This window comes from Streptomyces sp. NPDC102270 (genome assembly GCF_044766405.1).
Classification (GTDB): domain Bacteria; phylum Actinomycetota; class Actinomycetes; order Streptomycetales; family Streptomycetaceae; genus Streptomyces.
Genome location: NZ_JBIWLX010000008.1, coordinates 400006 through 412499, shown reverse-complemented (window position 1 = coordinate 412499; position 12494 = coordinate 400006). Strand labels below are relative to the sequence as shown.

Genomic DNA, 12494 nt, shown 5'->3' with positions numbered 1-12494 from the left:
CACTCCGAGGAGTGCGGCGTGGACCGGCGCTGGTGGCTCGCTACTTCTTGGCAGCAGCCTTGCCGAAGCGGGCCTCGAAGCGGGCCACACGGCCACCGGTGTCGAGGATCTTCTGCTTGCCCGTGTAGAACGGGTGGCACTCGGAGCAGACCTCGGCACGGATGGTGCCGCTCTGGATCGTGCTACGGGTGGTGAACGACGCGCCACAGGTGCAGCTGACCTGCGTGTCGACGTACTCGGGGTGGATGTCGCGCTTCAAGGTGTCTCCTAGTTTCGGGAGGGCGCCGGGTCGCCACCGCGGGCTGCGGGTGCGTGAACCGGGGCCGACGTACCAGTCTGCCAGCACTGGCCGCATCCCCCAAAACGAGGGGGCACCGCGATCTATTCCCCGCCCTCGGCGGACACCCCCGGCGGACACCCCTGGCAGACGCGGACCTACGACGTGACGACGCCCTTGGCCTGGCCCGTCGCGGTGCCTTCCGTGGCCGACTTCGGGATCGGCCGGTCGTTCTCCAGGGCCGTCCAGATCTGCTTGGCCTTGGTCTTCTGCACGAGGACCCGGTTCGGGTTCGCCGGGTCGTAGCGGACCGGCAGGGTGACCATGGTCATGTTCGAGTCGCTGATGTGCTTGAGGCCGCTCGCGAAGGAGACCAGGGAGTTGACCGAGCCGAGGTCGGAGTCGGTGGTGACGGCCTTGGTGGCGGTGTCGGCGAGGTCGTAGAGCTTCTTGGGGCTCGTCAGCACGCCGACGCTCTTGACCTTCTTGACCAGCGCCTTGATGAAGGCCTGCTGGAGCTGGATCCGGCCGAGGTCGGAGCCGTCGCCGACGCCGTGCCGGGTGCGGACGAGACCGAGGGCCTGGGCACCGGTGAGTTCATGCGGGCCGGCCTTGAGGTCCAGGTGGCTGTCGGTGTCCTTGATGTCCTTGGTCGTGGTGACCGTGACCCCGCCGAGTTCGTCGACCAGCTTCTCGAAGCCGCTGAAGTCGACCTCCAGGTAGTGGTCCATGCGGATGTCGGTCATGGACTCGACGGTCTTGACGGCACAGGCCGCGCCACCGGTCGTGTAGGCGGAGTTGAACATGACGTCCGACGCGGCGTCGTGTGCCTTGCCGTCGGTGTCGGTGCACTCGGGGCGGTCGATCAGGGTGTCGCGCGGGATGGAGACCACCGTGGCCTTCCTGTGGCCCTCGTACACGTGGATGACCATCGCGGTGTCGGAGCGGGCGCTGCCGTCGTCGGTGCCGCCGCCGAGCTTCCTGTTGGAGCCGGAGCGGGTGTCGGAGCCCAGGACGAGGATGTTCTCGGAGCCGTTGTCGGCCTTCGTGGGCCGCGCACTGCCGAGGACCTGGTCGATGTCGACGCTCTTGATGTTGCCGTTGAGCTTGAAGTACACGTAACCGGCCCCGGTGCCGCCCACCACGACGATCCCCGCGGCGACCCACGCCATGGTCAGCAGGCCCTTGCGGCCCCTGCTGCGGGGTGTGCGGCGACGTCCCTTGCCGCCCGGTTCTCCGGGTATCGGCGCGCTCTCGGCTGACATGTGCTCCTCGAATCTCGTCCGGTCGGTTACCCCCTGTTTTCAGGGTCAGACGTGGTCATCACAAGACCCGTACCGCTCCATGGTCTCTCCGCCTGGTCAGACGGGGATACTCGAGAAAGGGTTGCACAACGCGCTGTGACCACCACGGGGAGCGGCGGTCACAGCGCGTCACTGAAGCATCAGGGCATGCCCTGCTCACCAGTGGTTTCAGCCAAAGATGTCGTACTGCTGGAAGCCGGTCCCCACGGTGGTTCTTGTGGCGAAGATCTCGCTGGTCGCCTTGCCGGTGCCCTTGTACAGATAGAGCGTGCCGCCCGGGGTGCGGGCCACCAGGTCGGCCCTGCCGTCGCCGGTGATGTCGCCGACGGCGTCGAAGGCGTTGTAGCCGCTCCAGTTGGTGCGCACCTTGACCCGGGCCGCGAAGACGCCGGTGCCGGACTTGCCGGTGCCCCTGTAGAGGTACAGGTCGCCGGTGCTCTTGTTGCGGGCGAGGACGTCCGCCTTGCCGTCACCGGTGAAGTCGCCGTGGCCGAGCAGGAGGTTGTACTGGCTCCAGCCGCCGCCGACCCTGACCCGGGCCGCGAAGCTGCCGTCGCCCTTGCCCGGGTAGATCCACAGGACGCCCGCGGAGTCCACCGAGAGCAGGTCGGGCTTGTAGTCGCCGGTGACATCGCCGGGGGTGAGGATCCGGGTGCGGGTCCTCCAGTCGGTGAAGACCTTCTTCGGGTCGGCCCAGGCGCCGGTGGCGGGGAGGAACCGCAGCCAGTAGACGTCACCGGTCGCGGAGACGCGGTACAGCAGGTCCTGGTAGCCGTCCCGGTCGAGGTCGGTCTGCCGGACCAGGTTCACACCGTTCCAGTCGCCCCAGGACTGCCGGGCGGCCAGGGTGGTGCCCTTGGAGTCCAGCTCGTAGCCGACCTTGGTGGAGGAGTTGCGCACCCACAGGTCGGCCTTGTGGTCGAAGCTGAGGTTGGTGTCGTCGACGCGCGGGTAGGCGGCGCCGACGTACTTGCTGACCTTGGTGAAGACGCTGTAGGCGCCCTTGGCCACGCAGTCCGTCACGTTCCAGGAGACGACGCCGACGATCCGCCCGTTCACGACGAGGGGGCCGCCGGAGTCACCGCTGCAGATGGCGGTCGTACCGGAGTCCCGGCCGCTCGCGGGCGGCCCGGCGCAGACCATGTGCCCCTTGATGAACCAGGAGCCGTAGGCCGCGGCGCAGGTCGCGTCCGACTTGATGGGCAGGGTGGCCGTCTTCAGCGTCGGGGAGACGGCGTCGCTGGTGGAGCTGGTGCGGCCCCAGCCGTAGACCTTGGCGGCCTTGGCGCCGGCCGTGGCGGGGTCGTACGAGGCGGTGTCGGTGGACGTCGTCATGCGGATCGGGGTGGCCTTGACGGGGGCCGCCAGGGTCAGGACCGCGATGTCGTTGTCGATCGTGTCCGCGTTGTACGACGGGTGGTACCACTGCCGCAGCACCGCGGTCGCGGTGCCGCCGTGCAGGTCGCTCCCGTCGTCCGAGGGCAGCTGAGTGGCCCCGGTGACCACGGCGCCGCCCTTGGCCCAGTCGGCACCCTTGACGCAGTGCGCGGCGGTGAGGATCTTCGTCGGCGCGACGACGGCACCGCCGCAGAAGAAGCCGGTGTCGTCGCTCTTGTCGGCGGTGCCCTGGTCGTCGGTGTACCAGAGCTGGGCCATCCACGGGGCCGAGGTGATGGTGGTCGTCGTGCCGCCGATGATCATCGGCGAGACGGTGGAGTCGACCTTGCCACTGTTCATCGGCGACCGGGTCACCGTGCCGGAGGTGTCGTCCGCCGCGAGGGCGCCGGCGATCCGCTGCTTCAGCTCGGCCTGCGACGGCGTGGGCGCGGTGGCGGCGGCCTTGACCGGTGCCTGCGGCTCGGGCACGACGGTCGCGGCGTTCGCCGACGTGGCCAGCAGCGCGGCGGCCACGGCGACGGGCAGAGCGATCCGCAGCCGTCGTCTGTGGCGCCCGGCGCCTCCGGACATGGATATGCCCATGCAAGTCCCCCCAGGGATCAGAAGCTCGGAGATCGAAAATTCGACCGAAGAGCGTGATCGTAAACCAAAGAGGGCCGCCCCCTGACAACAGGGGGCGGCCCTCTTCGCGAACGCTGGACGTCAGTCGCCGTTGCCCGGCGCCGGCGTCGTCTTCTGGATCTGCATCAGGAACTCGGCATTCGACTTCGTCTGCTTCATCTTGTCGAGGAGCAGTTCGACCGCCTGCTGCTGGTCGAGGGCGTGCAGCACCCGGCGCAGCTTCCATACGATCCCGAGCTCGTCGGGGGCGAGCAGGATCTCTTCCTTACGGGTGCCGGACGCGTCGACGTCCACCGCCGGGAAGATCCGCTTGTCGGCGAGCTTGCGGTCCAGCTTGAGCTCGGCGTTGCCGGTGCCCTTGAACTCCTCGAAGATCACCTCGTCCATGCGGGACCCGGTGTCCACCAGCGCGGTGGCGAGGATGGTCAGCGAGCCGCCGTCCTCGATGTTGCGGGCCGCACCGAAGAAGCGCTTCGGCGGGTACAGGGCGGTCGAGTCGACACCACCGGACAGGATGCGGCCGGAGGCGGGCGCGGCGAGGTTGTAGGCACGGCCCAGTCGCGTGATCGAGTCGAGCAGGACGACCACGTCGTGGCCCAGCTCCACCAGCCGCTTGGCGCGCTCGATGGCGAGCTCGGCGACCGTGGTGTGGTCCTCGGCCGGGCGGTCGAAGGTCGAGGAGATGACCTCGCCCTTGACCGACCGCTGCATGTCGGTGACCTCTTCCGGACGCTCGTCGACCAGGACGACCATCAGGTGGCACTCGGGGTTGTTGTGCGTGATCGCGTTGGCGATCGCCTGCATGATCATGGTCTTGCCGGTCTTCGGCGGGGCCACGATCAGACCGCGCTGGCCCTTACCGATCGGCGCGACGAGGTCGATGATGCGGGTGGTGAGGATGCCGGGGTCCGTCTCCAGGCGGAGGCGGTCCTGCGGGTACAGCGGCGTCAGCTTGTTGAACTCCGGGCGGCCACGGCCGTGTTCGGGCGCCATGCCGTTGACGGAGTCGAGACGCACCAGCGCGTTGAACTTCTCGCGCCGCTCGCCTTCCTTGGGCTGACGGACCGCGCCGGTGATGTGGTCACCCTTGCGCAGGCCGTTCTTGCGGACCTGGGCGAGGGAGACGTACACGTCGTTCGGCCCGGGCAGGTAGCCCGACGTACGGATGAAGGCGTAGTTGTCGAGGATGTCCAGGATGCCCGCGACCGGGATCAGGACGTCGTCCTCGTTGATCTGCGGCTCGGGGGTGCCGCCCATCTCGTCGCGGCCACGACGGCCACGGCGGTCCCGGTAACGGCCCCGGCGGCCGCGGCGGCCGCCCTCGAAGTCGTCGTCGTCCTGCGGGCCGGTGTCGCGCTGCTGCCGGTCCTGGCGGTCCGGACGGCCGCTGCCCTGCTGCTGGTTCTGCTGCTGGCGCTGACCGCCGCCCTGGCCCGGCTGGTCGTCGCTCTTGCGACGCTCCCCCCGGTCCCCGCGGTCGCCACGCTCCGCGCGGTCGCCCCGCTCGCCGCGGTCACGGCCGCGGTCACGGCGGTCGCGGCGGCCACGGCTGTCGCCGTCACCGGCGTCGCCCTGCGGCTGCTGCGCCGGCGTCTCGGCCTTGGGCTCGCTCTGCGCCTCGGCCACGACGGTCTCGGGGCTGCCCGCGGGGGCACCCGCCTCGGCGGTGGCACGGCGGCGACGGCGCTCGGCGGGAGCGTCGTCCGCCCCGCGCTCGGCGGCCGGCTGGCCGGGGATCTCGATCTGCTGCTGGGCCACGGCCTTCTCTGCGGGGGCCTCGGCCTTCGCCTCCGCGTTCTTCTCGGCGGCGTCGCCGGTGCGGGCCTTGGAGGTGGCGCGGCGCTTCGGCTTGGTCTCGGCGGCGTCGCCGGCGGGCGAGGACGCTGCCTTGGGAGCCGCGGCACCTCCCCCGGCCTGCGCTTCCTTGATGACCTCGATGAGCTGGCTCTTGCGCATACGCCCGGTGCCCTTGATACCGAGGCCGGAGGCGACCTGCTGCAGCTCGGCCAGCACCATGCCGTCGAGGCCGGTACCGCGGCGCCGCCGGGAGCCGGCACCGGTGGCAGGCGCGGAGGCGTCCGTGGAGGGCGCGGCAGCGGTCTCCTCGACACGTGCGCCCATCAGATCGGTGGTGTCGCTCACGAAGGGTCCTTCCCTGGAGCGGACGTCGGCCTGTCTGGCTCGGCGACCGTTTGTGCTGTCCGACGGCGGTCCCATCCTTGTGGACCGTGCCGGGGCGGTGGTCCGCCGGAACGGCGGAGGAATGTGGTGACGGCGCTTCCGAGAGCCGTGGCACTGAGTGTCCGTGTCACGTGGCTTGGTCACACCGGTTCCGGAGCGTGCCCGGCGAGTCGCTCAGTGCTCGCGTACGAGGTACTGCCCATGTACGTCGTACGGAACGCTGTGCGGCTTGGGAGGCTCCCGGAAGAATGTCTGTCCCGGACGGGGACGTGAAGCACCTCGCCATGGTGGGGTCGGGTGCAGACTTGAGATTAACACTACCGGATCCAACAAACATTCCCCCTCTCGAAATCCGGCACACGCCGGATCTCAGATGTCACTGGCGGCCGCGAGCGGGAGCACACAGGCCCCCTGGGCGTCGAGGTCCAGCCGGTTGGCGGCCCAGCCCTCGCCCGCCAGATGGGCCACCTTGTCGGCGCTGTCCGCGTCGGCCAGCGCGAGCACGGTGGGCCCTGCCCCTGAGATGACTGCCGGGACTCCGTCGGCCCGCAGCCGCTCCACCAGTGCGGCGCTCTCCGGCATGGCGGGAGCGCGGTACTCCTGGTGGAGACGGTCCTCGGTGGCCGGCAGCAGCAGCTCGGGGCGCCTGGTGAGGGCCTCGACGAGCAGCGCGGCACGGCCGGCGTTGGCGGCGGCGTCGACGTGCGGCACGGTGCGCGGGAGCAGTCCGCGCGCGGTCTCGGTCAGGACGGGCTTTCCGGGCACGAAAACCACCGGAACGATGGAATCCGCGGGCTCCATCCTGATCGCCCGCGCGGCGCCGGCCTCCATCCAGGAGAGCGTGAAACCGCCGAGCAGACAGGCGGCCACATTGTCGGGGTGGCCCTCGATCTCGGTGGCGAGCTCCAGGAGCGCGGTGTCGTCGAGCCGGGCCTCGCCGCCTATGGTCACGGCGCGCGCGGCGACGATTCCGGCGCAGATGGCGGCCGAGGAGGAGCCGAGGCCCCGGCCGTGCGGGATGCGGTTGGCGCAGACGATCTCCAGGCCGCGCGGCTGGCCGCCCAGCAGATCGAAGGCGGTACGCAGGGAGCGTACGAGCAGGTGGTTCTCGTCGCGCGGGAGCGTCTCGCTCCCCTCCCCCGCGATGTCGATGTGCAGCCCTGAGTCGGCCACCCGGACGACGACGTCGTCGTAGAGCCCCAGCGACAGGCCCAGGGCGTCGAAGCCCGGGCCGAGGTTGGCGCTGGTGGCGGGGACGCGCACCCGGACGGCGGCGGCACGGAAGGCGGGACCGGCCATCTCTCGATGACTCTCCTTGAGCTGCGTGATTGTCGAATGACATTCGATGACATCCGATGACGTACGAAGACCCTGCGGACCGCGGAGACGACACGGCACCCCGCTGTACGCGAGGGCATATGCAGCGGGCGGGTTCGGTACAGCCTATCGAAGGAAGGTTCTGTGGCGACATAGGGCGCACAGGAGGCGCACGATGCGTGTCGTAAGCCCCCTGTGCACCCCTCGTGGGGATTCCCTGCTCAGGCGAGCCCGAGGCGCTCCGCCGCCGTGGCCGCGTCGACCGGGACGGTGACCGGTTGCGGGGCGCCCGCGACGGCCCAGTCGGGGTCCTTGAGGCCGTTGCCGGTGACCGTGCACACGATCCGCTGGCCCGGGTCGACCTTGCCCTGCTCGGCGGCCTTCAGCAGACCGGCCACGGAGGCGGCGGAGGCGGGTTCCACGAAGACACCCTCCTGGGCGGCCAACAGCCGGTAGGCGCGCAGGATCTCACGGTCCGTCACCTCGTCGATGAACCCGCCGGACTCCTCCTTCGCCGCGAGGGCGTACTGCCAGGAGGCGGGGTTGCCGATGCGGATGGCGGTGGCGATGGTCGAGGGGTCCTTGACGACCTCGCCACGCACGATCGGGGCACTGCCGGAGGCCTGGAAGCCCCACATCCGAGGAGTCTGTGCGGCCACCCCGTCGGCTGCGTACTCCTTGTAGCCCTTCCAGTACGCCGTGATGTTGCCGGCGTTGCCCACGGGCAGGACGTGGATGTCGGGCGCGTCGCCGAGCATGTCGACGATCTCGAAGGCGGCGGTCTTCTGGCCCTCGATCCGCACCGGGTTGACCGAATTGACCAGCGCCACCGGGTAGTTGTCGCTCAGGGCGCGGGCCAGGGTGAGGCAGTCGTCGAAGTTCCCGTCGACCTGGAGGATCTTCGCGCCGTGGATGAGTGCCTGCCCCATCTTGCCGAGCGCGATCTTGCCGCGCGGCACCAGCACGGCGGAGACCATGCCCGCGCGTACGGCGTAGGCGGCGGCGCTCGCCGAGGTGTTGCCCGTGGAGGCGCAGATGACCGCCTTCGCGCCCTCCTCCTTGGCCCGCGTGATGGCCATGGTCATGCCCCGGTCCTTGAAGGAACCGGTGGGGTTGGCGCCCTCCACCTTGAGGTGGACCTCGCACCCGGTGCGCTCGGAGAGCACCTGCGCGGGCACGAGGGGCGTGCCGCCCTCGCGGAGCGTCACGACCGGAGTGGTGTCGGAGACGGGCAGCCGGTCCCGGTACTCCTCGATGATTCCGCGCCACTGGTGGGTCATTGCTCGTTACTCTCCTTCAACCCGCATGATGCTGGCGACACCCCGCACGGTGTCGAGCTTGCGCAACGCCTCGACGGTCCCGTTCAGGGCGGCGTCGGACGCGCGGTGCGTGACGACGACGAGAGATGCCTCGCCGTCCTTCCCCTGCTGCCGAACGGTATCGATGGACACCCCGTGCTCGGCGAACACGGTGGCGACCTGGGCGAGAACGCCCGGTTTGTCGGCCACGTCCAGGCTGATGTGGTAGCGCGTGACGACCTCGCCCATGCCCGAGACGGTCAGGGCGGCGTACGCGGACTCACCGGGTCCGGTCGTGCCGCTGAGCCGGTTGCGGCAGACGGCGACGAGGTCGCCGAGGACGGCGGAGGCGGTGGGCGCGCCGCCCGCGCCCGGGCCGTAGAACATCAGCTGCCCGGAGGCGTCCGACTCCACGAATACGGCGTTGTACGCGCCCCGCACCGAGGCCAGCGGATGCGTGAGCGGGATCATCGCGGGGTGCACGCGCGCGGTGACGGACTGCCCGTCCTCGGCCCGCTCGCAGATGGCGAGGAGCTTGATGGTGCAGCCCATGTTCTTCGCGGAGGCGAAATCGGAGGCGGTGACCTCGGTCATGCCCTCGCGGTAGACGTCGTCGAGGCGCACGCGCGTGTGGAAGGCGATCCCGGCGAGGATGGCGGCCTTGGCGGCGGCGTCGAACCCCTCGACGTCGGCGGTCGGGTCGGCCTCGGCGTACCCGAGGGCGGTGGCCTCGTCGAGGGCCTCCTGATAACCGGCCCCGGTGCTGTCCATCTTGTCGAGGATGAAGTTGGTGGTCCCGTTGACGATGCCGAGCACCCGGTTGACCTTGTCACCGGCGAGGGACTCGCGCAGCGGACGGATCAGCGGGATGGCACCGGCGACGGCGGCCTCGTAGTAGAGGTCCTTGCCGTGCCGTCCGGCCGCCGCGTGCAGGGCGGCGCCGTCCTGGGCGAGGAGCGCCTTGTTGGCGGAGACGACGGAGGCGCCGTGCTCGAAGGCGGCGGTGATGAGGGAACGCGCGGGCTCGATGCCCCCGATGACCTCGACCACCACGTCGATGTCCCCGCGTTTGACGAGGGCGGTGGCGTCGGTGGTGACGAGTTCCCGCGCGATGCCCTCACGCACCTTGGAGGGCCGCCGCACGGCGACCCCCGCGAGCTCCACGGGGGCGCCGATGCGGGCGGCGAGGTCGTCGGCGTGCGTCGTCATGATGCGCGCCACCTCTGAGCCGACCACTCCACAGCCCAGCAGCGCCACCTTCAGCGGACGCGTACGCATCATCCGACCTCGTTTCCTCATACCGTCTACGGTGGACCCAGTCTCACTCACCGGACGGGAGTTTCTGCCCCTGGTCCGGATGATGAGACATCTATTTCATTTGCACGGGGGCGGAAGACCGTAGATCTTCCGTTCCTTCTCTATAAAGCCCCTACAGAGGTTCATCCGACGTCGAGCCGCAGAAGGTCCTCCTCCGTCTCGCGGCGGACGATGACCCGCGACTCGCCGTCGCTGACGGCGACGACCGGCGGGCGCAGCACGTGGTTGTAGTTGCTCGCCATGGACCGGCAGTAGGCGCCCGTCGCCGGTACGGCGATGAGGTCACCCGGTGCCAGGTCGGCCGGCAGGAACGCGTCCTTGACCACGATGTCCCCGCTCTCGCAGTGCTTGCCGACGACCCGGGCGAGCATGGGCTCGGCGTTGCTGGTCCTGGACACGAGGGCGACGGTGTACTCGGCGTCGTACAGCGCGGTACGGATGTTGTCCGACATCCCGCCGTCGACGGAGACGTAGGTGCGCAGCCCGTCGAGGGGCTTGATCGTCCCGACCTCGTAGAGCGTGAAGGCGGTCGGCCCGACGATGGCGCGTCCCGGCTCGACGGAGATCCTCGGGGTGCGCAGCCTGGCGGACTCGCACTCCCTCGTCACGATCTCGGTGAGCGCCTTGGCGATCTCGTGCGGCTCGCGGGGGTCGTCGTCGCTGGTGTACGCGATCCCCAGCCCGCCGCCGAGGTCGATCTCGGGCAGCTCGACACCGTGCTCGTCACGGACGTCCTTGAGCAGCCCGACCACCCGATGGGCCGCGACCTCGAAGCCGGACATGTCGAAGATCTGCGATCCGATGTGGGAGTGGATGCCGATGAGCTCCAGCCCGTCGAGCTGCAACGCCCGCCGCACGGCCTCGGCGGCCTGTCCGCCGGCGAGCGGGATGCCGAACTTCTGGTCCTCGTGGGCGGTGGCGATGAACTCGTGGGTGTGCGCCTCGACGCCGACGGTGACCCGGATCTGGACGCGCTGTCGCTTGCCGAGTCCCTGCGCGATGTGGGCGACGCGGACGATCTCCTGGAAGGAGTCGAGGACGATGCGTCCGACGCCGCTCTCGATGGCCCTGGTGATCTCTTCCCTGGACTTGTTGTTGCCGTGGAAGGCGATGCGGTCGGCGGGCATGCCGGCGGAGAGGGCGGTGGCGAGCTCGCCCCCGGAGCACACGTCCAGGTTGAGCCCTTCCTCGTGCAGCCAGCGCACGACGGCTCGCGACAGGAACGCCTTGCCGGCGTAGAAGACGTCGGCGTCGGCCCCGAAGGCACCGCGCCACGCCCGCGCCCGCTCCCGGAAGTCGGCTTCGTCGAGGATGTAGGCGGGGGTGCCGTGCTGTTCGGCGAGGGTCTTGACGTCGATGCCGCCGACGGTGACGACACCGTCGCTGTCACGGCCGACCGTCTGGGCCCACACCTTGGAGTCGAGGGTGTTGAGGTCGGCGGGCGGGGCGGAGTAGTGCCCCTCGGGAAGGACGTCGGCGTGACGGGGCCCGGCGGGATGTGCGGAACGGCTCATGTTCTCGGATGGCTTTCTGTGCGCGTCACAGGTGTTCGGGTGCGTCGATGCCGAGCAGGGACAGGCCACCGGCCAGCACCGCCCCGGCGGCTTCGGCGAGCGCGAGCCGGGCACGGTGGGCGGCCGAGGGTTTCTCCGCACCGCGCGGAAGAACGGCAGCGAGAAGGGGCAGCACGGCATCGGCGACGGCGACGAGATGCCGGGCCAGGCGGTCGGGAGCGTGGTGGGTCGCGGCGGCGCGGAGGACACGGGGGTGATCGGCGAGGGCGTTCCGCAGGAGCGTCGTCGTGTCGTGTACGACGGTTTCCTGTACGGCGCCTTCCGCTACGTCGCTTTCTGGTACGTCGCTTTCTCGTACGGCTGGCTCTGCGCCCCGTGGGTCCACGTTCCCGGGCTCGCCGGACTCCCCGGGCTCGGCGTGGAAGCCCAGGTCGGCGGCGTTGCGGGTGAGGGCCCGGGTACGGGCGTGGGCGTAACGGACCCGGAAGAGAGGGTTGCTCTCCCGCTGGACCAGGTGGTCGGCGGTGATGCGGGGCCGGTCGTGGGGGGCCGGGTGGAGGAGCGCCCAGCGGGCGGCGTCGCGGCCGAGGGGGAGGGGGTCGGCGTCGGCCGGTACCGGTCGTAGGTCGGCGTGGACGTCGAGGGGGGCGGGCGCGTCGGGGGTGCGGGGAGCGCCGAGGGTGCCGTATGTGTGGACTTCGGCGCCAAGGAGGTCGGTCCACCCCGCCTCCGGGCGGGCAGCGCAGTGGGTGTGGACGAGGGCGCCTTGAGAACGCAGAAGGCGGGCGACGGCGTCCATCACGACGACGGCGCGGACTTCGTGGGGCGCGTCCAGGTGCACGAGCCGGTCAGTAGGCCGGTCGGCATGGCCGTACCGCTCTCCGAGTCGGAGGATCTCCCGTACAAGGGTGTCCCGGTCCCCGCGCAGGCTGATGTTGAGGAACCCGGGCCCGGTGACGACGACGTCGCGGATGCCGTCGCTGTGCGCGAGGCGCCGCCGGAGGATCTCAGCGACGTCGAGGGCCGGCTGCCCGGCAGGCCGGGCGAGCTGGAGCGCCACGTTGGTGGCGTAGTCACCACAGCCGCCGGCCCCGGGAGGCATGACCTTGACCCGCCCCGGCACGACGACGTCCAGCTCCCCGTCATCGACAGCACGACGCACCGCGCGCAGCACGGTACGGGAGAGCTCGACGGGGGTCACGGGACAAGCGTATGGGAGGAGGGGGGGTGGGGGGACGAGCGGGTTTGGGTGGGGTCCGGTATGTGG

General features: G+C 70.3%; 9 protein-coding genes. All 9 read right to left on the bottom strand.

Annotation, left to right across the window (positions count from 1 at the left end; all coding sequences use genetic code 11):
* Nucleotides 1-40: 40 nt before the first annotated feature.
* Entirely contained in the window at nt 41-259 is a 219-nt protein-coding gene (gene rpmE / locus ACIRP7_RS19280; RefSeq protein ID WP_403660535.1) for a 50S ribosomal protein L31, read from the bottom strand.
* A gap of 176 nt (nt 260-435) precedes the next feature.
* The gene (locus ACIRP7_RS19275; RefSeq protein WP_403660532.1) at nt 436-1542 is read right to left on the bottom strand and encodes an LCP family protein; all 1107 of its coding nucleotides are present in this window, start codon (nt 1540-1542) and stop codon (nt 436-438) included.
* Between the two features lie 207 nt (nt 1543-1749).
* On the bottom strand, nt 1750-3549 hold the full coding sequence (locus tag ACIRP7_RS19270) for a trypsin-like serine protease (protein WP_403660708.1): 1800 nt from the start codon (nt 3547-3549) through the stop codon (nt 1750-1752).
* A 132-nt stretch (nt 3550-3681) separates the two neighbouring features.
* Entirely contained in the window at nt 3682-5742 is a 2061-nt protein-coding gene (gene rho / locus ACIRP7_RS19265; protein WP_403660529.1) for a transcription termination factor Rho, read from the bottom strand.
* Nucleotides 5743-6150: 408 nt separating this feature from the next.
* Nucleotides 6151-7080: a homoserine kinase gene (gene thrB / locus ACIRP7_RS19260; protein WP_403660526.1), complete on the bottom strand. Its 930-nt coding sequence runs from the start codon at nt 7078-7080 to the stop codon at nt 6151-6153.
* 239 nt (nt 7081-7319) lie between these two features.
* The gene (thrC, locus tag ACIRP7_RS19255; RefSeq protein WP_352391215.1) at nt 7320-8378 is read right to left on the bottom strand and encodes a threonine synthase; all 1059 of its coding nucleotides are present in this window, start codon (nt 8376-8378) and stop codon (nt 7320-7322) included.
* Between the two features lie 6 nt (nt 8379-8384).
* Nucleotides 8385-9677 carry a homoserine dehydrogenase gene (locus ACIRP7_RS19250; protein ID WP_403660522.1) on the bottom strand — a complete coding sequence of 431 codons (1293 nt, stop codon included), beginning with the start codon at nt 9675-9677 and terminating at the stop codon, nt 8385-8387.
* A gap of 158 nt (nt 9678-9835) precedes the next feature.
* A complete protein-coding gene (gene lysA, locus ACIRP7_RS19245) occupies nt 9836-11227 on the bottom strand; it encodes a diaminopimelate decarboxylase (protein ID WP_403660519.1) in 1392 nt (463 codons plus the stop codon).
* Between the two features lie 25 nt (nt 11228-11252).
* A complete protein-coding gene (gene nrtL / locus ACIRP7_RS19240) occupies nt 11253-12428 on the bottom strand; it encodes an ArgS-related anticodon-binding protein NrtL (RefSeq protein WP_403660515.1) in 1176 nt (391 codons plus the stop codon).
* Nucleotides 12429-12494 lie beyond the last annotated feature (66 nt).